Source organism: Pseudarthrobacter enclensis (genome assembly GCF_001457025.1).
Taxonomy (GTDB): Bacteria; Actinomycetota; Actinomycetes; order Actinomycetales; family Micrococcaceae; genus Arthrobacter; species Arthrobacter enclensis.
On the sequence record NZ_KQ758600.1, the window covers coordinates 295352 to 322249 of the forward strand.

General features: G+C 69.9%; 24 protein-coding genes. 15 read left to right on the top strand and 9 right to left on the bottom strand.

Going from position 1 to position 26898, the window contains the following annotated elements; all coding sequences use genetic code 11:
- Positions 1–41 precede the first annotated feature (41 nt).
- Both ribA and AS031_RS05980 read left to right on the top strand, forming a co-directional pair.
- A complete protein-coding gene (gene ribA, locus AS031_RS05975; protein ID WP_058267606.1) occupies positions 42–1973 on the top strand; it encodes a GTP cyclohydrolase II RibA in 1932 nt (643 codons plus the stop codon).
- A 56-nt stretch (positions 1974–2029) separates the two neighbouring features.
- Positions 2030–2977, top strand: coding sequence for a 5'-3' exonuclease (locus AS031_RS05980; RefSeq protein ID WP_176716511.1), 948 nt, complete (start codon positions 2030–2032; stop codon positions 2975–2977).
- A gap of 38 nt (positions 2978–3015) precedes the next feature.
- Here the strand turns inward: AS031_RS05980 and AS031_RS05985 are convergent, their stop codons facing one another.
- From AS031_RS05985 to AS031_RS06010, 6 genes are read right to left on the bottom strand one after another with little or no spacing between them, the layout of a single operon-like run.
- Positions 3016–4227, bottom strand: coding sequence for an aminotransferase-like domain-containing protein (locus AS031_RS05985; RefSeq protein ID WP_058267214.1), 1212 nt, complete (start codon positions 4225–4227; stop codon positions 3016–3018).
- Complete coding sequence (locus AS031_RS05990; RefSeq protein ID WP_058267215.1) at positions 4224–5978, bottom strand: dipeptide ABC transporter ATP-binding protein; 1755 nt, start codon at positions 5976–5978, stop codon at positions 4224–4226. The genes AS031_RS05985 and AS031_RS05990 overlap by 4 nt, the downstream gene beginning before the upstream one ends.
- On the bottom strand, positions 5975–6826 hold the full coding sequence (locus AS031_RS05995; RefSeq protein WP_058267216.1) for an ABC transporter permease: 852 nt from the start codon (positions 6824–6826) through the stop codon (positions 5975–5977). Before AS031_RS05995 ends, AS031_RS05990 begins: the two co-directional genes overlap by 4 nt.
- On the bottom strand, positions 6823–7776 hold the full coding sequence (locus tag AS031_RS06000; RefSeq protein ID WP_058267217.1) for an ABC transporter permease: 954 nt from the start codon (positions 7774–7776) through the stop codon (positions 6823–6825). The genes AS031_RS05995 and AS031_RS06000 overlap by 4 nt, the downstream gene beginning before the upstream one ends.
- The gene (locus AS031_RS06005) at positions 7773–9416 is read right to left on the bottom strand and encodes an ABC transporter substrate-binding protein (protein ID WP_058267218.1); all 1644 of its coding nucleotides are present in this window, start codon (positions 9414–9416) and stop codon (positions 7773–7775) included. The genes AS031_RS06000 and AS031_RS06005 overlap by 4 nt, the downstream gene beginning before the upstream one ends.
- 41 nt (positions 9417–9457) lie before the next feature.
- A complete protein-coding gene (locus AS031_RS06010; RefSeq protein WP_058267219.1) occupies positions 9458–10894 on the bottom strand; it encodes an FAD-binding oxidoreductase in 1437 nt (478 codons plus the stop codon).
- 346 nt (positions 10895–11240) lie between these two features.
- On the opposite strand from AS031_RS06010, the gene AS031_RS06015 reads away from it, so the two are divergent.
- From AS031_RS06015 to AS031_RS19930, 5 genes are all read left to right on the top strand, one after another.
- A complete protein-coding gene (locus AS031_RS06015; RefSeq protein ID WP_058267220.1) occupies positions 11241–11753 on the top strand; it encodes a flavin reductase family protein in 513 nt (170 codons plus the stop codon).
- Between the two features lie 153 nt (positions 11754–11906).
- Entirely contained in the window at positions 11907–12266 is a 360-nt protein-coding gene (locus AS031_RS06020) for a hypothetical protein (RefSeq protein WP_058267221.1), read from the top strand.
- Positions 12256–12939, top strand: a complete 684-nt coding sequence (locus AS031_RS06025; RefSeq protein WP_141688766.1) for a hypothetical protein — start codon at positions 12256–12258, stop codon at positions 12937–12939. Before AS031_RS06020 ends, AS031_RS06025 begins: the two co-directional genes overlap by 11 nt.
- 121 nt (positions 12940–13060) lie before the next feature.
- Entirely contained in the window at positions 13061–15730 is a 2670-nt protein-coding gene (gene hrpB / locus AS031_RS06030; protein ID WP_058267223.1) for an ATP-dependent helicase HrpB, read from the top strand.
- Between the two features lie 151 nt (positions 15731–15881).
- Positions 15882–16046: a hypothetical protein gene (locus tag AS031_RS19930; protein WP_158505822.1), complete on the top strand. Its 165-nt coding sequence runs from the start codon at positions 15882–15884 to the stop codon at positions 16044–16046.
- Positions 16047–16056: 10 nt separating this feature from the next.
- Here AS031_RS19930 and AS031_RS06035 read toward each other — a convergent pair whose 3' ends face one another.
- The gene (locus AS031_RS06035) at positions 16057–16743 is read right to left on the bottom strand and encodes an alpha/beta hydrolase family protein (protein WP_058267224.1); all 687 of its coding nucleotides are present in this window, start codon (positions 16741–16743) and stop codon (positions 16057–16059) included.
- A gap of 69 nt (positions 16744–16812) precedes the next feature.
- Between AS031_RS06035 and ligD the strand changes: the two genes are divergently transcribed.
- On the top strand, positions 16813–17835 hold the full coding sequence (ligD, locus tag AS031_RS06040; protein WP_058267607.1) for a non-homologous end-joining DNA ligase: 1023 nt from the start codon (positions 16813–16815) through the stop codon (positions 17833–17835).
- 36 nt (positions 17836–17871) lie between these two features.
- Here ligD and AS031_RS06045 read toward each other — a convergent pair whose 3' ends face one another.
- Both AS031_RS06045 and AS031_RS06050 read right to left on the bottom strand, forming a co-directional pair.
- Positions 17872–18492: an L-threonylcarbamoyladenylate synthase gene (locus tag AS031_RS06045; RefSeq protein WP_058267225.1), complete on the bottom strand. Its 621-nt coding sequence runs from the start codon at positions 18490–18492 to the stop codon at positions 17872–17874.
- Positions 18493–18568: 76 nt separating this feature from the next.
- Entirely contained in the window at positions 18569–20545 is a 1977-nt protein-coding gene (locus tag AS031_RS06050) for an APC family permease (RefSeq protein WP_058267226.1), read from the bottom strand.
- Positions 20546–20729: 184 nt separating this feature from the next.
- On the opposite strand from AS031_RS06050, the gene AS031_RS06055 reads away from it, so the two are divergent.
- The 7 genes from AS031_RS06055 to AS031_RS06085 all read left to right on the top strand — a co-directional run bounded on the left by AS031_RS06055 (position 20730) and on the right by AS031_RS06085 (position 26868).
- Positions 20730–22574, top strand: a complete 1845-nt coding sequence (locus AS031_RS06055; RefSeq protein WP_228379574.1) for a DUF4118 domain-containing protein — start codon at positions 20730–20732, stop codon at positions 22572–22574.
- Positions 22571–23293 carry a response regulator gene (locus tag AS031_RS06060; RefSeq protein WP_058267228.1) on the top strand — a complete coding sequence of 241 codons (723 nt, stop codon included), beginning with the start codon at positions 22571–22573 and terminating at the stop codon, positions 23291–23293. Before AS031_RS06055 ends, AS031_RS06060 begins: the two co-directional genes overlap by 4 nt.
- Positions 23294–23402: 109 nt before the next feature.
- Positions 23403–23834, top strand: a complete 432-nt coding sequence (locus AS031_RS06065; RefSeq protein WP_058267229.1) for a VOC family protein — start codon at positions 23403–23405, stop codon at positions 23832–23834.
- Positions 23835–23973: 139 nt separating this feature from the next.
- A complete protein-coding gene (locus AS031_RS06070; protein WP_058267230.1) occupies positions 23974–24654 on the top strand; it encodes a hypothetical protein in 681 nt (226 codons plus the stop codon).
- Between the two features lie 16 nt (positions 24655–24670).
- Positions 24671–25177 (top strand): HAD domain-containing protein, encoded by a 507-nt coding sequence (locus tag AS031_RS06075; RefSeq protein ID WP_058267231.1) that lies wholly within the window; start codon positions 24671–24673, stop codon positions 25175–25177.
- Positions 25178–25330: 153 nt separating this feature from the next.
- The gene (locus tag AS031_RS06080; protein WP_058267232.1) at positions 25331–26650 is read left to right on the top strand and encodes an inorganic phosphate transporter; all 1320 of its coding nucleotides are present in this window, start codon (positions 25331–25333) and stop codon (positions 26648–26650) included.
- Positions 26647–26868, top strand: coding sequence for a hypothetical protein (locus tag AS031_RS06085; protein WP_058267233.1), 222 nt, complete (start codon positions 26647–26649; stop codon positions 26866–26868). The genes AS031_RS06080 and AS031_RS06085 overlap by 4 nt, the downstream gene beginning before the upstream one ends.
- The last annotated feature ends 30 nt before the right edge of the window (positions 26869–26898 follow it).

A 26898-nucleotide genomic window follows, 5' to 3' on the forward strand; every position in this document is an offset into this window, starting at 1 on the left:
AAGCTTCAAGTAATACCCGCTTGCGAATGCCGAGGACCATCATGACTGCCGTTGCCCACGACGCACCGCCGAACGCCACCCTTCCCGCGGCCGGGGTCCGCAGCCGGGTCACCGTTCCGCTGCGCTTCCACGATGGTTACGCCACCACCGCGGAAGTGTTCACCTTCCACGGCCTTTCCGACGGCAAGGAACATCTCCTGCTGGCCCTGGGCCCGTGGGAGCAGGCGCTGCTCAGCGGCGGACCCTTGGTCAGGATGCACAGCGAGTGCATGACCGGCGACGTCTTCGGCAGCGAGCGCTGCGACTGCGGTCCCCAGTTACGGGAAGCGGCGGAACGCATCACCGGCGCGGGCGGGTTCCTCCTCTACCTCCGCCAGGAGGGGCGGGGAATCGGCCTGTACTCAAAGCTTGACGCCTATGCGCTGCAGGACCCGGGGCTCGATACCTACGACGCCAACCTCGCGCTGGGGCACGGCGAGGATGAACGTGACTATTCCGCAGCTGCGCAGATGCTGCAGGCCCTCGGCGCCACCAGTGTGCGGCTGCTGACCAACAATCCGGACAAGGCCGCCCAACTGGCTGCCCTGGGCATCGGTGTGGGCGAAAAAGTTCCGACAGGAGTGCACCTGTCCGCAGCGAACAGCCGGTACCTGGCAGCCAAGCGGGACCGCACCGCGCATACACTCGACCTGGACATCGCGCCGGACGCGGGCAGCATCCCGGACCCGGGCAGCATCCTGGCCCCGGGCACCAAGGCCGGCCCGGCCGCCGTCGCGCCTTCCGGCAAGGTGGCGCCCGCACCGGCAGTCAACGGACCGGGCCCCACGCACGAGGAGATGGTGGCGCGGGCTGCGGCACTGGTCCCGGGCCTGCGGTCCGCGGCCGAAGAGACCGAGCGGCTGCGCCGGCTGCCGGACGCCACGGTGTCGGACCTGGAGGCGGCGGGAATCTTCAGGATCCTGGCACCCGCCGCCGTGGGCGGTTACGGCCTGGGTGTTCAGACCTACGGTGAGGCGGTCCGGACGCTGGCGCGCGGCTGCGCCTCCACGGCCTGGACCGCCGGCCACCTGGCCGAACACGTGTGGATGCTGGCGCGCTGGCCGCGCGAGGTACAGGACGAGGTCTTTACCGGCGGACCGATGCCGCTGGCTGCCGCCACCAGCGCACCCGTCGGGGCGGCACGGAAAGTACCCGGCGGCTACGCGATCTCGGGGCAGTGGAGTTTCGCTTCCGGCATCATGCATTCGCAGTGGGCGCTGCTGGCCGTGCAGCACGACGGGACGCGGCTGCAGGCCCTCGTTCCCCTCGCCGACCTGGACCTGATCGATGCCTGGCATACGGACGGCCTCCGGGGGACCGGCAGCAACGACCTGCGCGCCAGGGACCTGCTGGTGCCGGACTACCGCGTCATGGACTGGGCGGAGTTGAGCGGCACGGACAGTCCCGGCAGCCGCATCCATCCCGATCCGCTGATCCACGCCCCGATGGCCACGCTGCTGAACCTCGTGGCCCCGGCAGCGGCGCTGGGCTCCGCCGAGTATGCCGTGGAACTGTTCCGCGACCAGCTGCTGGCACCCAGGCTGAAGAATGGGGCCGAACTCCGCCAGGCGGACTCACCGCTGGCGCAGGCACGCTACGCACGTGCGGCGGGGAAGGTTGCTGCGGCGCAACTGCACTGGCAGGCGGCGCTGGCCGGGGCGGCCTCACCGGAGCGTTCGGCGTCCGGCCCGGCGGACGGGGAACGGGCCGCGTTCCGGCTGGCCCTGGCACTGAGCGCCGAAGCCTCCCAGGAGGCCGTGCGGACGGTCCTGGCCGGTTCCGGGGGAAGCGCCCACCGGCTGGCCCATCCGCTGCAGCGCATCCAGCGGGACGTCGGAGTCCTCCTGAACCACCCCACGCTGGGCATCGACACCATCATGGAACAGGCCGGCAGGGGGCTGCTGGGCCTGGGATTCACCTCGGCGTCCTTCTAGCGCCGGCGCAGGGGCCGGCTGCCACCGTTCCGCCCGGTTCCGTGGCAGGATCAGGTATGCCCCAGCGCCTGATGCTGCTCGACACCGCCTCCCTCTACTTCCGCGCCTTCTACGGCCTGCCGGACACCATCCGCCGCCCGGACGGGATACCGGTGAACGCTGTGCGCGGCCTGCTGGACATGATCGCCCGGCTCACCACCGACTACCACGCCACCCACCTGGTGGCCTGCTGGGATGACGACTGGCGCCCGCAGTGGCGCGTGGACCTCATCCCCACGTACAAGGCGCACCGCGTGGCCGAAGCCATCCCGCAGGGGACCGACCTGGAAGTGGTTCCGGATGCGCTGGAGGCGCAGTTGCCCATGATCCGCAAGGCCCTGGAGCTGGCCGGAATCGCCATCGTGGGAGCCGCCCGGCATGAGGCCGACGACGTCATCGGCACCTACGCCAGCCATGCCGAACTTCCGGTCGACGTCGTGACCGGGGACCGCGACCTGTTCCAGGTCTGCGACGACGGCCGCCAGGTCCGGGTGATTTACACGGCCCGCGGCATGCGCAACCTGGAAGTGTGCACGGAAGAAACGGTGGTCGCCAAGTACAAGGTCCTGCCGCAGCAGTACGCCGACTATGCGACCCTCCGCGGCGACGCCTCGGACGGCCTGCCGGGCGTCGCCGGCATCGGGGAGAAGACCGCGGCGTCGCTGCTGCTCAAATACGGCACCCTTGAGGAGCTGCTCGCGGCGGCGGGCAGGAACGACGGCGGTGTGTCAGGTCCGGTGCGCGCAAAACTGGCCGCAGCCGCCGGTTACCTCGAGGCAGCCCCCGCCGTCGTCCGCCTGGTCCGTGACCTCGAGCTGCCCAGCCTTGCCGAGGCGGGTGCCCGGCTCCAGCCGGTGACCGGCGAACCGCGCGCCGAACTGGAGCGGCTCGCCACTGACTGGAACCTGGGCGGCTCGGTCCGGAGGCTGCTGGACGCGCTGGACCTGCGCGGGCAGGCAGACTGACCCGCGCAGGCCCGCCGGCTGCTTGCCGTGCGGCCGGCTCAGAGGCTCTTCAGGGCCCGTCCCAGCCGGGCCGCAGCCTCCTCGAGGCGGGGCACGGAGACGTCGCCGAACGCAAAGCGCAGGTGCCGGTCCGAGTCCGTGCCCGGCCCGGAGGCGAAGAAGGAGCCGCGCTGGTATTCCACTCCTTCGGCGCTGGCTGCAGCCGCCAGCAGGTCAGGGTCGACTCCGGCATCGCGGAGCCGTGGCCACAGGAAAAGTCCGCCGCCGGGCAGCACACTGTCAAACGCTCCCGGAGCCTCCCGGTCCAGCGCCGCGATGAGCGCTGCGGCCCGGGTCCGGTACAGCTCACGCGCACGGCCCAGGGTGGCGTCGAAGAGGCCGGGGTCCGCCGTCAGGGCCTCGCCCACCACTGCCTGAACCAGTGTGGAACTGTGCGAGTCCTGGCGGCTGCGGAGCGCCACGAGGTCCGGGAGCAGGCGCTCCGGTGCCACCAGCCAGCCCAGCCGGAGGCCCGGACCCAGGGTCTTGGTGAAGGTGTTGATGTGGATGACATGGTCCGAGACGTTGAAGGCGTCAACGCTTTCTGGACCGCCCTCGTACCACAGCTCGCGGTAGGGGTTGTCCGCCAGGACTACGAAGCCGTACTCCTTGGCCAGCCCCACCAGCCGGGTGCGGGCCACGGCCGGGAGGGTGCCCTGGGACGGGTTGTGGAAGTCCGGCACCGTGTACAGGGCCGTAGGCCGGGCCCCTCCGCGCAGCTTGTCCTCCAGCTCGTCCACGTCGATGCCGCGGGCTCCAACGGTCACCGGCAGTGTCTGCGCCCCGGAGAGCTGCAGCCCGCGCAGGAACAGCGGGAAGATCGGATTGTCCACGGCCACCAGGTCACCGCGTTCCACTACTGACTGGATGCCGAGGGACAGGCCGTGGAAGCCGCCGTTCGTGATGATGATCCGCTCCACGGGGACGCCTTCGCGGGCGGCGATCCATTCCCGCAACGGTGAAATGCCTTCGGTGCGTGAGTACTGGAGGGACGGCAGTCCGGGCCTGGACAGCACCCGCGCCGTGGCGGCTGCCAGTTCTTCGGCCGGCAGGACGCCTGGGTCAGGGACGCCGCCCAGCAGTTCGATGGCATCCTCCCGCTTGTCCCGCAGGGTGGCATCGCCAAACCCTTGGGGCGCCGTGAAGCCGGCGATCAGGGCGGGCTTGCGTGCGGGAGTCCGGGTGATGGTTGTTGTGGGTGTCAATGTCATAGGGAAGCCTCTGCCAGTTTCGGGGTTTCTTGGATGTCGGGTGCCGTGCCGGTCGGGGACTGGAGGCCGGTGGTGCCGGGGATGGCGTCCAGCAGCGCCCGCGTATACGGATGCCGGGGCTGGTCGAAGACCTGGTCCACGGTGCCCTGCTCCACCACCTGTCCGCTGCGCAGGACCGAGACGGTGTCGGCCACCTGCCGCACCAGGGCCAGGTCATGGGAGACAAACACGTAAGCCAGGCCGAGCTCGCGCTGCAGCCGGGCCAGCAGCTCCAGGATGCCGGCCTGCACGGTGACGTCCAGGGCCGAGGTGGGTTCGTCCAGCACCACGACGTCGGGACGGACCACGAGTGCCCGGGCGATGGCCACGCGCTGCCTCTGGCCGCCGGAGAGCTGGCCGGGGCGGCGGTCCACCACGTCCGCCGGCAGGCCGACGGACTGCAGTGCGTCCCGCACCTGGTCCGCGCGGTCCGCTGTGGTGCCCACGCCGAACCGGTCCAGGGGCTCCCGGACGATCCTGCCCACCCGCCACGTGGGGTCAAGCGAAATGAACGGGTTCTGGTACACCAACTGCAGGTGCCGGCGGACATCACGGATCCCTGCCCGCGACAGGCCTGCCGTGGACTGGCCGCCCACGGCGATGGTGCCGCTGTCCGGTTGCTCCAGTCCGAGCAGCAGCCGGACCGCCGTGGTCTTGCCGGAACCTGACTCGCCCACCAGGGCATGGGTCCGGCCCCGTTCGACGGCGAAGGAGACACCGTCGACGGCACGCACCTCCTTGCCGCGGGTCTGGAAACGCTTGGTGATACCGGTGACGCTGACCTGCACCGGCCGGTCTGCCGTCGCGCTCTCCTGCGGAAACTCCTGTGGCACGTCCCGCGGTTCCTTCAGCGCCACGTCGAGGCGCTGGCTGCGGTACCGGCCCGGATTCAGGGCCGGTACATCGGCCTGAAGCTCCCGGGCGTAATCCGTGCGGGGCGCGGCGAAGACCTGCGCCGAGGGGCCCTGCTCCTGGACAGCCCCGTCCTTGAGCACCACCAGCGTTTCGGTGCGTTCCGCAGCGATGGCGAGGTCGTGCGTGATGAGGAGAAGGCCGATGTCCAGTTCCTTCCGCAGGTCGCCGAGGAGGTCCAGGATGAGTTTCTGGACCGTGACGTCCAGCGCGGAGGTCGGCTCGTCCGCGACGATCAGGGATGGCCGGGGCAGGACGGTCAGGGCGATGAGCACCCGCTGCAGCATGCCGCCGGACAGCTGGTGGGGGTAGGAATCAAAGACCCGGACGGGATCCGGCAGGCCCACCTGTTCCAGCGCCTCCAGGATCATCCGGCGGCGCGCCCCGGGATCCCGTTCGCCGGTCAACGCCGCAGCCTCGTGTGCCTGGGCGCCGATGGTCCGGACCGGGTTCAGTGCCGAGCCCGGATCCTGCGGAATGAACCCGAGCTGCCGGCCTCGCAGGGGACGGAACTGCCGCTCCGGCACGGCCAGCACTTCCTTCCCGTCCAACCGGACGCTGCCGGTAACCGACGCCTCCGACGGCTGCAGCAGCCTTAGGACGGCTTTGGCGATGGTTGATTTCCCGGACCCGGATTCGCCGATCAGGGCAAGGCTGCCGCCCCGGTCCAGCCTGAAGCCGACATCGCGCACCACCTCCTTACGGCCATAGGAGACGTGCAGGCCGTCGACGGCCAGCAGCGGGGGAACGTGGCTTTCCGGCACTGGTGTTTCCTTCCTTCGATTGTCCGGGGTACTCATGATGGGTTCCTCAACCAGCGGCTGATCCGGTTGATGGACAGGACCGTGGCCACGATGACCAGGGCCGGGGCGTAGACCAGCCAGGGGGCCGTGACATAGGTCTTGCCGGATGCGACCAGCAGGCCCCAGTCCGAGGACGGGGGCGGATCCCCATATCCGAGGAACGCCAGCGAGGCGATCACCAGGATGGAGGTGCCGAACTGCAGCACCGCCAGGACCAGCACCGGGCGGTAGGCGTTGGGCAGGACGTGGGTCAGCAGCGCCTGCAGCCGGTTGCCGCCCTCCAGGTAGGAGGCCTCGACAAACGTGGAGCGGCGGACCCGGATGACCTCGGCGCGCATGAGCCGGGCGAAGACGGCCACGGCCGAGACTCCGGTGGCGATGGCGGCATTGATGGTCTGGAACCCCAGTGAGCTGACGATCACCACGGCCAGCAGGAAGCCGGGGATGGCCAGGAGCACATCCACGAACCGGCCCAGGGTGGCGTCCAGCCACCCGCCGCGGAAGCCGCTGGCCAGGCCGATGGCGCTGCCCGCCACGAGCCCGATCGCCACGGCCACCAGTGCGCTGGTCACCGAGGACGCCGTGCCGTACACCACGCGGGCGTACTGGTCCCGGCCCAGGTAGTCGGTCCCGAACCAGTGCTGCAGGCTGGGGGAGTCGAGCTTGCTGCCGGTGTCCCCGTTGACGGGGCTGTAGCCCGTAAACACGGAGGGGAACAGGGACCAGAGCACCACCACCAGGACCACGAGGAGGGACATCAGCACCGTGGGCGGAATGGCTGCCCGGGTGCGGATGGACGCCGCTCCGTCGCTGCGGAGCCGGGCGAAGTTCAGGTCCGCGCTCATGCGTTTGCTGCCTCTCTGACGTTGACCCGCGGGTCAAGCAACGGGGTGAGGAGGTCCGCGGCGAGGTTCACGGCCACGAAGACGACGGCGGACAGCGACACGACGGCCTGCAGGACCGGCTGGTCCTCGCCTGTGACGGCCTTCTGGACCACGGTGCCGATGCCGTCGCGGCCGAAGATGGTCTCGGTGATGACGGAGCCGCCCAGGAGTTCGCCCACAATCAGGGCGATCATGGCCACAGACGGCAGCGCTGACGGCTTCACCAGGTGCCGGGCGAAGAGCTGTGCCCCGGTGAGGCCCCGCGACCGGGCCACGAGGGCATACTCCTGGCGCGATTCGTGGTCCAGGCCGGCGATCAGCACTTCCGCGAGTGGTGCGGAGACCGGGATGGCCAGGGTCACGGCGGCAAAGAGAGTGGCGGTGGCGCTGTTGGGGTCCGTGGTGGTGAATGAGTGCAGCCGGAAAGCGAAGAGCTCGATCAGGACCAGGCCGATCACGAAGTTGGGCACCGACAGGAAGAAGGACGGGATGCAGCGGAGGATGCCTGCCCACCGGGGCGGGGCGTAGTGTGCGCCGTAGGCGATGGCGACGGCGAAGGCCACTGCAATGAAGAGTGCCGTCGAGGCCAGTGTGAGCGTTGAGGGCAGGGCATCGCCGACAATCTGCGACACGGCGAGGTTGGACTGCAGGGAGAAGCCCAGCTCGCCGGTCAGGAACCTGCCCAGCGACAGGGCCAGCTGTACCAGCACGGGCTGGTCCAGCCCGTAATAGGACACGATCCGCTGGATGTCGGCTTCGCTCAGCCCGGACTGCGGGTCGCGCAGCGAGTTGGTGATGGCGTCCCCGGGCAGCACACTGATGACCAGGAACGTCAGCACGTAGGCGAGGAGGACCACCACCGCCGCCTGACCGGCCCTGGCCAGGGCGAAGCGGCCGTAACCGCTGCTCACTTGGCCAGCCAGGCGGTGTAGAAGTTGGCGTAGGCCAGGCCGTTGTACTGGACCCCCTTGACCGTGGGGGAGATGAGGTACAGCCGCTGCACCAGCTGGTTCAGGGGGATGAAATAGCCCTGCTCCAGGACGTACTGCTGCAGTTCGCCGGCGATCTTTTCGCGGGAGGCCCGGTCCGAGGCGCTCGCGATGGCCGTGGACAGGTCGTTGAGCTTCTGGTCGCCGGTGCCCAGGTTGAACCAGTTTTCACCGTTGTTCTGGCTGGTCAGGACACCGGCAACGGTGCCGACGTCGACGAAGCTGCGGGAAGTCTGGAACAGCGGCGGCCGGCTCGCCTGGATTGCGGAGTAGCCGGCGACGTCCACCACCTTGAGGTTGACCTTGATGCCGATGCGCTCCAGCTGCTGGGCAATCAGCTCGTCCTCCGCCTTGGTGGAGGGGACGTAGGGGTTGGGGGTCAGCGGGAATTCGAGGACCTTGCCGTCCTTGACCCGGAAGCCGTCCGGCCCCGGCTTCCAGCCGGCGTCGTCCAGGAGCTTCCTGGGCTTGTCGGCGTCAAAGGCGAAGGCGCTGCTGTAGTCGCCGGCTTCCGGGACATTGCCCTGGATGAACGTGGTGGCGGCGTCCCAGTCCGCGGTGTAGACGGTGGCGCGGATCTCCTCCCGGTCGATCCCGTGCTGGATGGCCTGCCGGACGCTGGGATCATTGGTGGGGAAGGCCTGGGTGTTGACCTGGAAGCCGTCCACGAAGCCGAGGTACTTGGGTGTTCCCACGGTGAAGCCTTGGGCCTTGAGGGACTCAATTTCCTGGGGTTCCACGTTGAAGGCAACCTCGGCCTGGCCGGACGCCACCGTGGACGTCCGCACGGAGGTGTCCTTGATGACCTTGTAGGTGATGGTGTCCAGGCGGGCAGGTCCGGTGTGGCTCAGCGCTGCCGGTCCCCAGTTGTAGTCCTTGCGCTTTTCGAGCACGTAGGAATCGCCCTGCTTCCAGGACTTGAGGACGAACGGGCCGCTGCCGATCTCCTGCGCAAGGTCCGCCTGTGCATCCAGCGGCAGGGCCAGCGTCTTGGGAGACAGCAGGATGCAGCCGTGGTAGGCGAGGGTGGCGATGAAGCCCAGGGCGGGGGAAGAGAAGGACACCTTGACCGTCTTGGCGTCAGCGGCTTCGGCGCTGACGAAGTTGCTGGAGGGGAACAGGCCCACCTTGCTGATGCCGCGGTCCGGGGCGCCCTTGGCCCAGGCATTGAGGTTGGCCACGACGGCGGCCGCGTCCAGGGGCGTGCCGTCGGAGAAGGTCACGCCGTCCTTGAGGTGCAGGACGAAGTCCTTGGCCCCGTTGAGTTCCTCCCAGCTTTCGGCGACCCAGGGGCTGAGCTGGCCCTTGTCGTCGACGTAGACCAGCTTGTCAGTGATCTGGCCCCAGAGGTTGCCTTCGTAGCTGGAGATGGAGGTCTTGCTGGAAACCCAGCCGGTGTCGTAGCCCTGGATCAGGAAGGTGATGTTGCCGCCGTCAACGGGCGTGCCGGCGTCGGACGACGTGCTGGCGGCGGGACCGCCGCAGGCGGTGAGGACGGCGGAGCCGGTTATGGCGGTGATGCCGGCGAGGAAGACGCGGCGGCGGAATTCGGTGGTGTTCATGGGAGGGTCTCCTGGGTGGAAGTGTGGGCAGCCGTGCGTGGCTAGATGGCTTTGCCGGGGTTCAGCAGTGAATGCGGGTCCAGTGCAGCTTTGATGGCGTGCTGGGCCTGGCGGATCCGCGGGGACAGTTCCAGCGCAGCCCAGTCCTGCTTGAGGCTGCCGATGCCGTGTTCTCCGCTGACCGTGCCGCCCAGCGACAAGGCCACACGCACCAGTTCTGTGGCGGCCTCCTGCAGGGCCGCCGGCGGCTGGGCGGGATCGTCGCCGGGCAGCCTGTCGAGGGTGATGAGCGGGTGGAGGTTGCCGTCACCGGCATGCGAGACGGCGGAAATGTCCACTCCAAAACGTGCTTCCAGCACCGGAAACGCCGCATAGACCTCGGCAAGCCGTGACTTGGGAACAGCGATGTCTTCGCCGATGTACCACTTGTGCCGGGGAAGGCCGCGGCCGCTGCGCCGCAGTTCCCAGAGCCGGGCTCCGTCGTCATCCGTTTCCACCGTGACCCGGGCCCCGGCGGCGGTGAGTGCGGTGGCGAGGTCCGCCGACTGTTCGTCGATGCCGTACCCGTCCAGTTCAACCAGGACCAGGGCGGCGCCGCGGCCACGCAGGCTGGTGCCCGAGTGGCTGTCGATGCTGTCCAGGCTGGGGGTGTCGAAGAATTCTATGGCCACCGGACGGACCGGCGAGCCGGTGATGGCGGCGAGGCCGTGGGCGCCGGCGGCTGTGCTGTCGAAGAACGCCGTGACGGTCCTGCGGGCCACCGGGAGGGGCCGGAGCCTGACGGTGGCGCTGACCACAATCCCGAGGACCCCTTCCGAGCCAACGAACAGGGAGGTCAGGTCAAGCCCGGTGACACCCTTGATGGAGCGGTGGCCCACGCTGACCAGGCTGCCGTCCGCCAGGACGACGTCGAGCGCCAGCACCGACTCGCGGGTCACACCGTACTTGGCGCAGCGCAGCCCCCCGGCGTTGGTGGCGATGTTGCCGCCGATCGTGGAGATGTCGAAACTTGCCGGATCGGGGGCGTAGAACAACCCGTACGGGGCCAGCTGCGCATTCAATTCCGCATTGATGATGCCCGGTTCCACCACGGCCACTTCATCGAGCGGTGAGATCTCGATGACCCGAGCCAGCCTGCCGGTGGACACCACCACCTGGCCGGGCCGGGCAGCGGCGCCGCCGGAGAGGCCTGTCCCGGCGCCGCGGGGCACCACAGTGATGCCGAGCCCGGCGGCGAGGCGCACCACGTCCTGCACCTGCCCGGCAGTTTCGGGGAAGACGACGGCGGGACCTTGGCCGGCGTCGTCGTGCAGGGCGGACTTTGCCGTCGCGGCATCGTAACGGTAGGGGCGGGTTTCGGGTCCGGCCGCCAGCACTGCAATACCGGGGTGGCGGGAAGAAAGTTCGCGGAGAAACGACTCCACCGCCTGTTGCGGGTGGACGCCGCGCTGCCGGGCTTCGGGTTCTGCTGATGTCATGCCGGGATCTCTTTCGGACAGTGGCGGAACGAAATAATGCGACGGGAAAGGTCGCCAGGAGTTTCACGTGCGTCATTTTTCGAAGGGGCTTTATGGGAAATTAGCGGTCCGGCGGCTAGTGCCGGAAACCGGGATGACGCCGGAATCAACAATTCGAAATTGCGGGAAATGCGGATCAATAAGCAGTAAGAAAAGGTCATTCAGTGCGTCATGTTGGCGCGATGTGACGCTGTTGGTCCCGGGATGAAGCTGCATTTCGGCCTGCGTCAGCGCATTGCGGCGGTGGTTGTCCAAAACAATTTACGGATGGTTTGGTGAGGTAACGATTCCAACGAGAGGCCTACACATGACTGCCACATCAGATCTGAATCCCCGCCGGCTTCGGGATATTTTTGGAACCTTTGCCAGTGGGTTGACGGTTATTACCGGCTCAACGCCGCAGGGGCCGGCAGGATTCACCTGCCAGTCATTCGCGTCGTTGTCGTTGGAACCTGCCCTGGTGACTTTCAGCCCGGCGCGCACGTCGAGTACCTGGCCCGTCCTCAGGGACGCCGGTACGTTCACCGTGAACATCCTTCCCGCTGAACACCAGCACCTGGCCGGGCAGTTCGCCCGCTCCGGAACGGACAAGTTCGCCGGCGTCAGCCATACCGCCTCGCCGCTGGGCAATCCCATCCTTGACGATGCCCTGGCCTGGATCGACTGCGAGCTGCATGCCGAACACGACGGCGGCGACCACACCATCGTGGTGGCAACCGTGCGGCACCTCAGCGCCCGGGACAGTGCTGATCCGCTGCTGTTCTTCAAGGGCCGGTACGCCGGACTGGCGCCGGCGCGCCTGCTCGAAGCCGCCGGCTGACAGCCTCCTCCTAAGGCCGCCCGGAAGCCGCCCCGCGCCGGGAAAGTCAGCACCGCCGGCACGCCTCCGCCTTGCATCCGGAACTGCTGGTAGTAAGCTTGCTGAGCATTACTACTAAGCTTGCTGATTAACCGGACGAGGGAAGCAGGAGTCATGGGCACAGTCTTTGGTGTCGCCTGGGCGCTGATGCTGGCCGCCGGGGGCGCAGCCTTCGCTGCCGCAGCTCCCGACGGCGGTGCAGCGCAAGGCGGGCAGTATCTCGCGGGCCACGTGCTCCTGGGCGTGGGCATCGGCCAGCTGGCGGCCTTGCTGCTCCGGCACTTTGCCCGCCTGGTGGTTGGCCGGCTCCGGGTGCGCTCCACCGTCCCCGCTCCCGCCCCAGGGCTTCCCGACGGGGAGGCTGCCGCAACACCGCAGCCCGCGGCAGCCGGACCGGCAGTGGCCACCGTGGCCGTCCTGCCCGTGAGGCCGGCGGCGTCCATGGCCCGCCTGCGGGGCCGGCATGCCGCCTGAGCTGCCGCAGGCCTTGCCGGCAGGAACCGCGGCGGCCATTGCCGCAGCGCCGCCGGCGCCTTGGCCCGTGCCCGGTCACGCCCCAACACCCGCGGCACGTCCCGCACCGCGTGCGCAGCGGGCCGGGGCACCCGTGGCCCGGCGCCTGGCAGCCGGTGTGGCGGCCCTGCTGGCCGTCACTGTTGCAGTGATTTTCGCTGTTTCCGCCACCGGTCCGCGCTCCGACGCCGAAACATCCACCCTGCGCGGGCTGCAGATCCGCGTGCTGAGCATCAGCCAGGCAGCCGCCGAAAACAGGCTCGACGGCGCCCTGGCGGCACTGCAGGCCCTCCAGGACGACCTTGACGGCGCCGCGCGTGACGGCAGGATCTCCGCACCGAAGGCCCGGGGAATCGAGTCTGCCCTCGCGGCCGTCCGAGCAGACATCACGGACCGGCTCGAATCCCAGGCCGCCGCAGCGGGCACTGCGGCCGGGACCGCGCCCGTGGCCGCAACGACGGACACTCCCGCGGCGCAGGCACCGGCTCCCGCGCCGGCAGCGGACGTGCCTGCCGTACAGCCGGTGCCACCGGCAGCTCCTGACCCTGCGCCCGCCTCCGGCGCCGGGCAACCCGGTGTACCCGGTCCCGCCAAGGCACCGCCCGGGAAGGCCAAGGGGCACAACAGGCCCTGATCCGGGCACGCGGCCCAGCACGGCCGCGCCACCTGCGGCGGCCGCCCTCAGCGGCCACCTTCAGCGGTCGCCCGGGACGGACACAGCACGCCCCAAGGTCCAACCACGGCAGAATGGACGGGTGAGTTTCCCCCCAAGCCCGGACACGCAAACCGCCCGCGGGCCCTTCAACCTGGAGGCGGCCGGCCATGGCCTGGCCTTCACGGCTTCGCTGCCCGCCCTCCGGGAAACACTGGCGGCCGGAGGCCCGGGCGCTGCGGCAGTGGTCCAGGCGCCGCCCGGTACCGGAAAGACCACGCTTGTGCCGCCGCTCCTGGCCAACCTGGCGGACGGCTCCGGCCGTATCATCGTCACCCAGCCGCGCCGCGTGGCGGCACGGGCGGCGGCCCGGCGCCTGGCCGCCCTGGACAACAGTTCAGTTGGCGGACGTGTGGGCTTTACGGTACGCGGCGAGCACCGCGCGGGACCGCGGACCCTGGTGGAGTTCGTCACTCCCGGCATCCTGCTGCGCCGCCTGCTGGCCGATCCCGGACTGTCAGGGGTGGCCGGCGTAGTGCTGGACGAGGTCCATGAACGGGGCCTGGAAACCGATCTGCTGGTGGGAATGCTCGCCGAGGTGCGCCAGCTCCGCGGCGACCTCCGCCTGGTGGCCATGTCCGCCACCGTGGAGGCCGGCCGGTTCGCCGGACTGCTGGGAGATCCCGACGGCGGCGGGCCGGCTCCCGTCGTCGACTGCCCCTCGGTGCTCCACCCCCTCGAGGTGGAGTGGATGCCTGCCGCCGCGGCGCGCCTGGATGAACGCGGCGTCACCCCTTCATTCCTGGACCATGTCGCGGAGGTGGCCGCAGCGGCGCACCAGCGTGCCGCCGCCGCAGATCCGGGTACCGACGCCCTGGTCTTCCTGCCCGGAGCCAGGGAGGTTGCCAGGGTGGCGGAGGCCTTGCGGAAGCGGGCGGGGACCACCACCGATGTCCTGGAACTGCACGGCCAGGTGGGCCCGGCGGAACAGGACCGGGCGGTCTCCGGCCGCCCGGCCGGGGGCAGGCCGCGGATCATCGTGTCCACTGACCTTGCCGAATCGTCGCTGACGGTGCCTGGTGTCCGGCTGGTCATCGACTCCGGACTGGCCAGGGAGCCCCGGCGGGACGCAGCACGCGGCATGTCAGGCCTGGTGACAGTCTCCTGTTCACGGGCGTCCGCCGAGCAGCGCGCAGGCCGCGCCGCCCGGCAGGGCCCGGGAACCGTGGTCCGGTGCTACAGCCAGCAGGCTTACGGCGCCGCTTCGGCGCACGCCACCCCCGAGATCCGGGTGGCGGACCTGGCAGCCGCAGCCCTGACCCTGGCGTGCTGGGGAGCTCCTGGCGGGCGCGGCCTGCCACTGCCCGACGCACCGCCGCCGCAGGCCCTCGACGAAGCCATCGAGGTGCTGCGCGAACTCGGTGCCGTCACCGACGACGGCCACGCCACCGCCGCGGGCCGGACCTTGGCCGAAATCCCCGCGGATCCGCGGCTGGCCAGGGCGCTGCTCGACGGCGCCGCGGCGGTGGGCGTCCACGAGGCCGCCGGGGTGGTCGCGGCCCTCGCCGGTGACCAGCGCGCGCCCGACGCCGACCTGCCGCGGCTGCTCTCGCAACTGCGCCGTGACGCTGGCCCCGCCGGCCGCCGCTGGCAGGATGAGGCCGTCCGGCTGGAGGCCCTTGCCCGGCGGCACGGCAAGGACAGCGGCAGCGAGGCAAGCCGCCGGTCCGGACGCCGGAACGCGCCGGCCGGCCCCGACCCCGCCGCGGAGGTTGACGGCGGCGTGGCGGGCGCCGTCGTCGCCCTCGCCTACCCGGACCGGGTTGCTCGGCTGGTGCCCGGCGATGGACCCGCCCGGTACCTCCTGGCGTCCGGCACCAGGGCAGGTCTGCCCGCGGGCAGCTCCCTGGGCGGTCACGAATGGCTGGCTGTTGCGGAGGTGTCCCGGGCCGGCGGCCGCGACGCCGCCGGGACGGGCGCGGTCATCCGGTCGGCCGCGCCGCTGACCCCGGACCGCGCCGAAGCGGCCGCCGCCCACCTGCTGGCGGAATCCGTCGAAGCCGGCTTCGGCCAGGGGCGGGTCACCGCGCGGAAGGTCCGGCGGCTGGGGGCGATCATCCTCGCGGACACGCCGGTCCGGCCCACCCCCGAGGCCGGGCAGGCAGCGGTTGCCGAGGCTCTCCGCCGGGACGGCCTGGGCCTGCTGGAATGGTCGACGGCGGCACGCGGCCTGCGCGGCCGTCTCGACCTGCTGCGGCGGGAGCTGGGCGAACCGTGGCCGGACGTTTCCGACGAGGGGCTCCTGCGGCGCCTCGATGAGTGGCTGGGTGCGGAACTGAAGGCTCTTGCCGGCGGCGCCGCCGTCGGCAGCCTGGACCTTGCGGGGGCGCTGCGGAATCTCCTGCCGTGGCCCGAGGCGGCACGGTTCGATGAGCTGGCGCCGGAATGGATTGACGTCCCCAGCGGCTCCCGGGTGCGGATCGCCTATCCGGTGCCGGGGGAGGAAACCACCCGGCCGGTGGCGGCGGTGAAGCTTCAGGAGTGCTTCGGCCTGGCCGAATCGCCGCGGCTTGCCGGCGGCCGGGTCCCGGTCCTGTTCCATCTGCTGTCCCCGGCGCGGCGGCCGCTGGCGGTCACGGACGACCTCACCTCGTTCTGGTCCGGCCCGTACGCCCAGGTGCGGGCCGAGATGCGGGGACGGTACCCCCGGCACCCGTGGCCCGAGGATCCCTGGACGGCCCCTGCAACGGCCCGGACCAACCGCAGGAACTGACACCGGGCGGGTTCGGCCATGGCCCGGTACAGCGGAGTGAGAACTCCGATACGCCCGCGAAACGCGGCGTCGACGTGTTGAAACATCCCTTGCCTACGCTGGTTCCCACGCGGACACGGTGGTCCGCTCCCGCCGACACGAAGGATCCACCATGATGTTTCTCCTGGACAGCCTCACCCTCCTGCTCGACGGCCGCCGCAGCGGCTCCGGCTCGTCCCCGGACAGCGCCGCCGGCGCCTTTCCCGCGGGCAGGCTGACCTCGGAAGCATGGGAAGGGTGGTGGCACGAGGACGCCGGCCACGCCGGGTCCCGGTAATCCTGCCCGGTCAGCGCAGGGACCGGACGAACTCCGCCACGGGCGCCGCCAGGGAGGCGCCCACCTCATCTGCCGGCCGTTTGGTGCCGGCCACCGCAAACGAGTGATCACCGCCGTCCACCCACTGGAGCGCCGCCGTCGGGCCGATCCTGGCCACCACATCCTCCAGGAGGTGGGCGGTGGCAAAGGTGTCCCGGCTGCCCTGCAGGAAGAGCATGGGGGTGGTCATGCCGTACAGGTGTTCGTCCCGCAGCTTCTCCGGCTTTCCCGGCGGATGCAGCGGGTAGCCGAGGTAAACCAGCCCGGCGGCGGGCATCCCCTCAGCGACTGCCATGGACGCCATCCGGCCGCCGAAAGACTTGCCGCAGGCCACCAGGGGACCAGTGTCGCCGTTGTCTGCCGCGTGTCCGGCGGCGGCCTCCATCACCGCCCGCCACGTTGCGATGGCCAGCGGCGGCCGGTCCGGAAACTTCCGCCCGGCGTCGCGGTAGGGAAAATTGAACCGCAGCGTGGCAGCCCCCAGAGCATTCAACGCATCAGTGAATCCGCGGAGGAAGGGGTGCTCCATCCCGGCGCCGGCGCCGTGGGCCACCACCACCGTGGGTACCTGCGCTCCAGGATCGCCGGGCCGGGCGTAGGCGGCGGACACCACGGTGTCGCCAACCGGGATGGACAATTGCTGGTCGGTGTCAGGCATGGCTCCATCATGCCGGACCCTGCAGCGCAAATGTGCCCCGCCGCTGCCGGCGGGGTGTACGTTGGCCCCATGGCGAGCGAACAGACCACCATCACCGTCCCGGGCCCCAACGGCGAGCGCGCGATGCGCATATCAAGCCCCAGCCGGGTCCTGTGGCCGGCGCTCGGCCTGACCAAGCTCGACCTTGCACGCTATATCTGCGACGTCGGTGAGGCGTTCATCGCGGCCAACGGCGACCGGCCGGTATCCCTGCAGCGGTACCCGGACAACATCGACGGCGAGATGTTCTTCTCGAAGAACCCGCCCCGCGGCACGCCGGACTTTGTCCGCTCGGTCAAGGTGGTGTACCCCAGTGCGCGTTCCCACCCGCAGCTGGTGCTCGACGAACCGGCCGCCGCCGTCTGGGCGGTCCAGATGAACACCGTGGTGTTCCATCCCTGGCCGTCGCGGGCGGAGAACACGGACAGTCCGGACCAGTTGCGCATCGACCTGGACCCGCAACCGGGCACTGACTTCGACGACGCCATTCCTGCTGCCAAGGTCCTGCGGGATGTCCTGGCCGAGGCTGGACTGGAATCCTTCATCAAGACCTCCGGCAACCGCGGCCTCCACGTCTACGCACCCATCAAACCCGTCCGCGAGTTCCTGGACGTCCGGCACGCCGTCATTGCGGCCGCCCGGGAGGTGGAACGGCGGATGCCGGACAAGGTGACCACGGCCTGGTGGAAGGAGGAACGCGGTGAGCGGATCTTCCTCGACTTCAACCAGGCGAACAGGGACCGGACCATCGCCGGCGCCTACAGCCCCCGCGCCCTGCCGCACGCCCCGGTGTCCTGCCCCATCACGTGGGACGAACTGGAAACGGTTGATCCGAAGAACTTCACCGTCCTCACCGTCCCGGACCGGCTCAAGACCGTCGGGGACCCGTGGGCCGGGTTCGGGGACAAGCAAGGCAGCATCGACACGCTGCTGGAGTGGTGGGAGCGGGACACGGCCTCCGGCCTCGGCGAAATGCCGTTCCCGCCCGATTACCCCAAGATGCCCGGCGAGCCGCCGCGCGTCCAGCCGAGCCGCGCCCGCAAGCAGGACTAAGCCGCACACCCCGAAACGGGCAACCGCGGCACGGATTTACTCGAAACGGGAAGGATCGCCCATCCCGCGGCGGACCACTTCCGCAACCCCGCTGGAGAAGTCCACCACCGTGGTGGGCTCGGATCCGCAGTCGCCGGCGTCGATCACCGCATCCACCTGGTGGTCCAGCCGCTCCTTGATCTCCCAGCCGACGGTCAGCGGCTCATCCTCGTCCGCCAGCAGCAGGGTGCTGGAGAGCAGCGGCTCACCGAGTTCGGCCAGCAGGGCCTGCACCACCCGGTTGTCCGGGATCCGCACTCCCACCGTCTTCTTCCTGGGGTGCAGCAGCCGCTTGGGGACCTCCTTCGTGGCAGGGAGGATGAACGTATAACTGCCAGGGGTGACGGACTTGATGCTCCGGAACACGTCGTTGCCGATGTTCACGAACTGCCCCAGCTGCGCGAAGTCGCGGCACACCAGCGTGAAATGGTGCTTGTCGTCCAGGTGGCGGATGCTCCTGATGCGGTCCAGTGCTTCCCGGTTGCCCATCTGCGCCCCCAGGGCGTAGCAGGAATCCGTGGGGTAGGCGATCAGGCCGCCGTCGCGCACAATGCGGACGGCCTGCGCGATGGCGCGGGGCTGCGGATCGTGGGGGTGGACATCGAAGAACTTTGCCATCACACGAGCCTACGTTCCTTTTGGTCGGCGGCCAGCACATTTCCCGGTTGCGTCGCCCCTCGGGCGGCGGGGCGGGTCAGCCAACATGCACCCACGGCCGCTGCGTCACATCGGGTTCGGCCTCGCGCAGGATTTCGCGGGTGACCGGGGCGATCTCGCCTTCCCCCAGCACCAGGAAGCGCAGGAGGTTGGACACCGGGTTGCCTTCGGTCCAGCGGAAGTAGATGTGCGGCATCAGGCCGGTGACGTCCCGGATGTGGAGCAGCACGGAGGCGATGGTGTTGGGCACCACCGGTCCGTGGACCTCCAGCACCGGGTAGCCGTGCCGGAGGATCCCGCGCACTTCCAGGGCCGTTTCGAAGTCGGATGAATCGTCCACCACCACCTCCAGGAACAGGGGCGTGACGTTGTCCGGGAAATGGCTTGCCTCGGTGGCGGAGGCCAGCTTGCGGCGGTAGGCCTCGGCGGACTGGCGCAGCGGTTCGTGGGCGATGATGCCAATGGGACCGGACACCGCCGAGGTCACGAATTCCAGCGCCTGGGTGTCCAGGCGCACGTGCGTGGCGTGCAGCTCGAAGGAGCGCAGCACCCTGGACAGCAGCGAGATCGCCACGATGGCCAGGATGAAGAACCCGGCGATCCGGATGCCCTCGGGCCGTTCAAAGATGTTCGCGACGGTGGTGTAGGTGAACAGCAGGGCAATGACGGCGAACGCGGCCGTCCGGCGCCGCTGCCGCAGCCGCCGGGCCGACAGCGTTACGGCCACCGCTGCGGACGTCATCAGCACCAGTACGCCGGTGGCGTACGCACCACCCTGGGCGTCGACGTCGGCCTCGAACAGGATGGTGACCAGGAACCCCGTCAGCGTGAACACCAGCACCAGGGGGCGGACCGCCTTGGCCCACTCGGGCGCCATGCCGTACCGGGGAAGGTACCGGGGCACCAGGTTCAGCAGGCCGGCCATGGCGGAAGCACCGGCGAACCAGAGGATGGCGATGGTGCTGATGTCGTAAACGGTGCCGAACTCGGGACCCAGGTAGGTGTGGGCCAGGAATGCCAGGGCGCGCCCGTTTGCCTCCCCGCCGGGCTGGAACTGCTGCTCCGGGATCAGCACCACCGTGGCGAAGCTGCTGGTGATCAGGAAGGTGCTCATGATCAGGGCGGCCGTGGTCAGCATCCGGCGCGTCCCCCGGATGCGGCCGGCCGGGTTGGCGTCGGTGTCGCCGGCGGCGCCCTTGATCTGGGGCATCACCGCCACCCCGGTCTCAAAACCTGACAGGCCCAGTGCCAGGCGCGGGAAGACCAGCAACGCCACCGCTACCGCCATCAACGGGTTTCCGTGGCTGGTGGTCAGGGCATCCCACCACCCGCTGACGGCCACCGGATGCGTGGCGGCTTCGCCCAGCGCCCGGGCCACCACCACGACGTTCAGGGCAAGGTACACAGCCACCAGCAGCACCGCGACGCCGATGGCTTCGCGGAAGCCGCGCAGGAAGACGGCGGCCAGCAGGCACAGCAGGACCAGGGTGATGGTGACGTTCTGGCCGTGCAGCCAGCCGGGTGCGAAAGGGTTCTCGATCAGGTGGGCCGTGGCGTCGGCTGCCGAGAGGGTCATGGTGATCATGAAGTCCGTTGCGGCGAAGCCCAGCAGGACCAGCACCAGCAGCTTGCCGCCCCAGCGGGGAAGGAGGCGCTCCAGCATGGCAATGGACCCTTCGCCGCGGGGACTCTCCGCGGCCACCCGCCGGTACACGGGCAGCGCGCCCAGCAGCGTCACGGCCACCAGCACCAGGGTGGCCAGCGGGGAGATGGCGCCGGCGGCGAGGGCGGCGATGGCCGGCTGGTAGCCCAGGGTGGAGAAGTAGTCCACGCCGGTCAGGCACATCACCTGCCACCAGTGGTGTTTCCGGTGCCCGCTGCCGGACACCCCGCCCGGACCCTGGTGCGTGCCCTTTGCGTCCTGCAGCCCGAAGAGCAGCCAGTTCTTCAGCACCACCGCACGGGGCAGCGGAGGGGCCGAAGGGTCAGCCGGGGGCCGGCTCATGGTGGTCATCGCCACGCCTTTCACTTCCTGCCCCGGCACGGCGCCCGGGCACAGCCGAACGTAGCACCGGGCCAGGGCCGCGGCCCCCGGAAACCGGGGATCTTGACGCATCCTTAACGCCGCTGTGAGCAGACCCACACGGCGGCGGCCGGGGTGGCATCCGGGCGGCGTCCGTAGTGGAAGAATGTGCCTCATGGCAACCGAACGGATCGTCGTCGGGCTCAAGGGCGGGGACGACGGCGGACCCCTGGTGCAGCGCGCCGCCCGGCTTTCCCGGCGCAGCGGCGGTGACGTCCTGGCCGTGCACGTCCGCACGGCGTCGGGCTCCCGGCGGGAGTCTCCCCGCGCCCTTGAAGAACAGCGCCGGGCCGTGGCCGGGCTAGGCGGCGAATACCACGCCCTTGCCGGGCCCGACGTCGCCCGTGCTCTGCTGGACTATGCCCGGTCAGTCCAGGCCACCCACATCCTGGTGGGACAGTCCCGCCGCAGGAGGTTCGCGGGACTGTTCAAGGGCAGCGTCGAAGCCCGGGTGGTGCGGGACGCCGGAGACATCGACGTCCAAGTGGTTCCGCGCAGTCCGGGCCCCGCGCCGGTGCGGCGGCCGCGCACGGAACTGGGCAGGGCACGGACCCTGGCCGGCTTCGCCCTCGCAGCGTTTGTCCCGGCCGGCCTGCAGCTGCTCCTCGCCGTGTTCGACCACAGCGTGGCCACGGCGGTGCTGGTCCAGCTGGCCGGGGCGGTTGCGGTCGCCCTGGTCGGAGGCCTGTGGCCGGCGGTGGCCGGTGCCCTGTGGAGCAGCCTGCTGGTCAACTACTTCTCAACCCCGCCGGTGGGGGACCTGGCCATTCACGACCCCCAGGACGTCCTGGCGCTGGTGGTTTTCGTGGGAGTGTCCGTGGCGGTGGCCGGAGTGGTGGACGGCTCCGCCAGGCGCTCCAAGGAAGCGGCACGGGCCCGATCCGAAGCGGCCACCCTGGGCGACCTGGCCCTGGGCGCCTCCCGGTCCGAGGATTCGCTGCAGGGCCTGCTCACGGAATCACTCAGCGCCTTCGGCGTGGCGGGCGCGGCCGTCATCGGGGCGGCGGAACCGCCGGGCGGCTGGCGGCTGCTTGCCGGGGCAGGCGACACCACCGGCTGGGAGGACGGCCCCCGGGGTATGGCCCGGAGCGCGGAACCCGTGGACGGCACCACCTGGCTGGTCCTGTTCGGCCGCGACGTCCCGGCCTCCGGGCGGCGCCTGCTGGGTGCCTTCGCCGTGCACGTGAGGGCGCGGCTGGAACGGCGGCAGCTTGAGGCCAGCCGCGCCGAAATTTCCCGGCTGGCCGAGGGGAATGCGATGCGCACCGCCATCCTGCGGGCCGTGTCCCATGACCTGCGCACCCCACTGGCCGGCATCAAGCTGGCCGCGGGCGGCCTGCTGCAGGACGGCGTCGGCTACGGTCCGGAGGAGCGGAGGGAACTGCTGGAAACCATCGACCAGTGCACGGACCGCCTGGACACGCTGGTGGGGAACCTCCTGGACATGTCACGGATTACGGCCCAGTCGGTTGAACCGCTGCTGGAACCGGTCCGGTGGCGGGAGGCGGTGGACCATGCGCTGCGGCCGCTCCCGGCGGGCGCGGTGACTCTCGCGCTGCCGACCAACATGCCGCCCGTGGACGCGGACCCCGGCCTGCTGGAGCGGGCCATCGCCAACATCGTAGAGAATGCCGTGAAGTATGCGGCCGGTACGGGCATCACCATTTCGGGAGTCCCGGCGGGCCTGACCGGTGCCGCGGCCGGCGGCCACCCCGCCGGCGAACTGCGGATCATCGACCACGGCCCGGGCGTTCCGGCCCGGAAGGTGGTGGAGATGTTCCAGCCGTTCCAGCGGCTGGGCGACGCGGACCAGGGGACGGGCATCGGCCTGGGCCTTGCGGTGGCGCAGGGCTTCGTGCAGGCGATGCGCGGAACCCTTGAGGCGGAGGAAACGCCGGGCGGCGGACTGACGATGGTCATCCGGTTGCCGCTTTCGGCCGGAGCGCCGGTGGCGGCATGACGGAGAACGGCGGAGGGACGACGGCGGCAGCCGGCACCGGGGGCGGCGCCCGGGTGCTGGTGGTGGATGACGATCCCCACCTCCTGAAAGCCCTGCGGATCACCTTGGGCGCCCACGGCTACACGGTGGATTCAGCCGGCGACGGGGCGGCGGCGGTAGAGGCCGCCTCCAGGACCGCCCCGGATGTGCTCGTCCTGGACCTCGGCCTCCCGGACATGGACGGCGTGGACGTGCTGCGGGACGTGCGGCGCTGGAGCAACCTGCCCGTCTTGGTGCTCTCGGCCCGACACGGCTCATCGGACAAGGTCGGCGCGCTGGACGCGGGCGCGGACGACTACATCACCAAGCCTTTCGGCCTTGATGAGCTGCTTGCCCGGCTGCGCGCCCTGCTGCGGCGGGTTCCGGCCCCGGAAGCCGCGCCGGTGGTGGCCTCGGCGGCGTTCAGCGTGGACCTGGCCGGCCGCCGGGTGGACCGAGGCGGCAGCCCGGTCCGGCTGACGCCCACGGAATGGAAGATCCTCGAAATCCTCGTGACGAATCCTTCCAGGCTCGTCACGCAGCAGCAGCTGCTGGCCCGGGTGTGGGGGCCGGGATATGTCAAGGAAGCAAACTACCTGCGCGTGTACATGGCCCAGCTGCGGCGGAAGCTGGAGCCTGACCCCGGCAAGCCCCGCCACCTGCTGACCGAACCGGGCATCGGATACCGGTTCGTTCCCTGACGCAGGGGGCCGCCGGACCTTCCACGGACCCCTACCACCCGGGCAGCCTTTGGGGCAGGATGTTGTCTGGTTCCACCATGAGCACATCCCCACGCGAAGGAGATTCAGCATGCCGACCATCCTCAACCCCTACATCAGCTTCCGGGACAACGCCCGGGAGGCGCTGAACTTCTACCAGTCCGTCTTCGGCGGCGACCTGCGGGTCAGTACCTTCGGCGAATACCAGATGGCCGAGGACCCGGCCGAGGCGGAGAAGATCATGCACGGGATGCTGACCACTCCCAACGGCCTGGTCCTCATGGGGTCGGACACGCCCAGCAGCATGGAATTCTCCGAGGGCTCCGCCATTTCCATTTCGCTCAGCGGCGAGGACGAAACGGAACTGCGCGGCTACTACGACAAGCTCAGCGACGGCGGCTCGGTGACGGTGCCCATGGAGAAGTCCCCCTGGGGTGACGTGTTCGGCATGTGCACGGACCGGTACGGCGTTGCGTGGCTGGTCAACGCCAACGCAGGGGAGCGCGCCGCTGACGCGCCCTGACAGCAGGCCCGCAGCGCAGGGGTCCGGTCCGCGGGATGCGCGGGCCGGGCCCCTTGCCTGAGGGACGGACTTGTGCGCCCCGCGGGAGCGGGGGAGAGGGCGCCTTGAGGGAGCCTGTGGTCCCTGCGAGGATGGGGGAGTGGAATCCCTTTTTGAGTTCCTCTCCGACAAGTGGTGGCTTGTCTTTCCGTTGACCGCGTTCGCCGGGCATTACGCGAATTCGTGGCGCAAGGCCAGCGAACGCCGGCACCGTCGGAAGGTGGAGCTGCTCACGCTGAAGAACCAGGCCCGGGAGTCCGGGAGGGCCGCCACCGCGGAGGTCGAGGCCCTGATGGCCACCCACGACGCCACCAACCGCCGGTGGCTGGAATACGAACTCGACGTCGGCAAACTCATCGACTTCCCGCTGATGACAGACGTGCGTGAACCGCTGACCGTGGCCTTCCTGCGGGCCAAGCGCGACGCCGACGGCCAGCGGCCCGTCTCCCCGGCGGACCTGCCGGCCGCCCACATGGAGTCCTACCGGAAGGCCGTCAACGCTTTCGCGGTGGCCCTGGAGGTGGCTGAGAGGGAAGCGCGGCGGATCCGTGACAGCAAATTCACCGGTCCGGAGCGGGAGCGCCTGGCCACTGCCCGGAAGCTGCTCATGATTGCCGAGAACGGTGCCGCGACCCCGGCCGAGCGGCAGGCGGCCTACAAGCGGGCACGCCGTGAGCTGGACGGGCTGATCGTGCTGCCGGACGTGACCATTGCCGCGCTGGAGAGGCGGGCCGCGCCGGGCCTGGACACCGGCCGCGCGCCGTCGGACCAGCCGGGCTGAACCACCGGGGCATGCGTTGGCACGGACGCTCTACCTCGACGTCGACGGCGTCATTTGCCCTTTCGGACCGGCTGGTACCACCGGCTGGGGCACCCCGTGGCGGACAGCCGACGCCGGACTGCTGCCGGTTGCCTACGCCGCCGAACTGGTCGCAGGACTCAACAGCATCTCCCGTCAGGACGGCGTCCGCTGCGTCTGGCTGACCAGCTGGGAGGAACTCGCGCCCCGGTATCTGTGCCCGGCCATCGGGCTCGACGGCGGCACGTGGCCTTGGCTGTCCGCTGACGGGCCGGCCTCCGGAGACGGCTGGTGGAAGCTGAGGGCCCTTCAGGCCGACCTGGAGGCCACCGGGCCGGAGGCCGTTGCCTGGATCGATGACCAGCTCGACCATGAGGCCGAAGCAGGGCTTTGGGCCCGGCTGCTCGGTCCGCGGCTGCTGGGGGTTTCGCCCGATCCGCGGCACGGAATTTCACCCGCCCAGTTGCAGTCCGTGACCACTTTCCTGGCCGGGCCGGTGTTTTGACCTGCTGCCCGGGGCGCGTACGATCGATAGGGTTTCACACCGGCTTGGTAAACCGCACAGGACATTCCCCGCGAACATCCGGTGAATTATGCTGTGCAAGGCAGCCGGGGGCACAGAAACTGCTGAACGCCAACACTGCAGATTGGGCAACAGGTGGACATCACCTTCATGGTGGCGCTGGTCATCGCACTGGCTCTATTTTTCGACTTCACGAACGGCTTCCACGACACCGCGAACGCCATGGCAACCCCCATCGCCACGGGGGCCATCAAGCCGAAGACAGCGGTCACTCTGGCGGCCCTGCTGAACCTGGTGGGTGCCTTCCTGTCCACGGAAGTGGCCAAGACGGTCTCCGGCGGCATCATCCGTGAAGGTGCCGACGGGGTCCAGATCACGCCGGAGATCATCTTCGCCGGCCTGATGGGCGCCATCCTCTGGAACATGATCACGTGGCTCAAGGGCCTGCCCTCCAGTTCCTCCCACGCGCTGTTCGGCGGGCTGATCGGTGCTGCAATTGCCGGCATCGGCTTTGGCTCGGTGAACCTGGAGACCCTCCTGCAGAAGGTCATCCTCCCCGCCGTGTTCGCCCCACTGATCGCGGGACTGGTGGCCTACGTCTGCACCCGCCTGGCCTACGCCCTGACTTCCCGGCACGACCCCGAAACGGGCAGCAAGCTGACGCAGAAGCGCGGCGGTTTCCGGACCGGCCAGATCTTCACCTCCAGCCTGGTGGCCCTGGCCCACGGCACCAATGACGCCCAGAAGACCATGGGCATCATCACCCTGGTCCTCATCGCAGCAGGCACCCAGGCACCCGGCACCGGGCCGCAGTTCTGGGTCATCGCCGCCTGTGCCTTCGCCATCGCCATCGGCACCTACTCCGGCGGCTGGCGGATCATCCGCACCATGGGCTCCGGCCTCACGGAGGTGAAGCCTGCCCAGGGCTTCGCCGCCGAGACCAGCACGGCGTCCGCCATCCTCGCCTCCTCGCACCTGGGCTTCGCCCTGTCCACCACGCAGGTGGCCTCCGGCTCAGTCATCGGCTCCGGCATGGGCCGCCGCGGCACCACGGTCCGCTGGAGCATGGTGGGCAGGATCGCGCTCGGCTGGCTGTTCACCCTGCCGGCCGCCGGAATCGTGGGCGCCCTGACCGCCCTGCTGGTCAACACCGGCGTCGTGGGAATCCTCATTGCCGCCATCGCAGGAACCGGCGCGGTCCTGTTCATGTTCTTCTACTCACGCAAGTCCGCCGTGGGCCACCACAACGCCGTCGAGGTGGAAGAAGCGGGCCAGGCCGTCCGCTTCGCCAAGAAGAAGGCACGGGCGAAAGCCCGGGCCGACGCCAGGGCCAAGGCCTCGGCAGAAGCCAAGGCCAAAGCCGACACCAAGGCCCAACCCAAGCCCCGCGCGGAAACGGACGCCGCGGCACAGTCCGACGCCGATGCCACCACCCCCAAGGAGACGCAGCGATGAAGTGGTTGGAACTCCTGACGGTGGCCGGCGCCACCCTGATCGCCGCCGCAACCGTGGTGACGCTCTACTCGCTCGGGGTCCGGCTCACCGCGATCGCCGCGGACGCCGAGCAGCCATCACCGGGCACCAAGCGCTCCCTGGCCTACCTCTGCTTTGGCCTGTGCGGGCTGGCGGTGCTGTTCGGGCTGTACCTGATCATCCCGTACTTCTCCAAGTAGCGCCCCCGGGCATCTGCCGCCGCTGCAAAG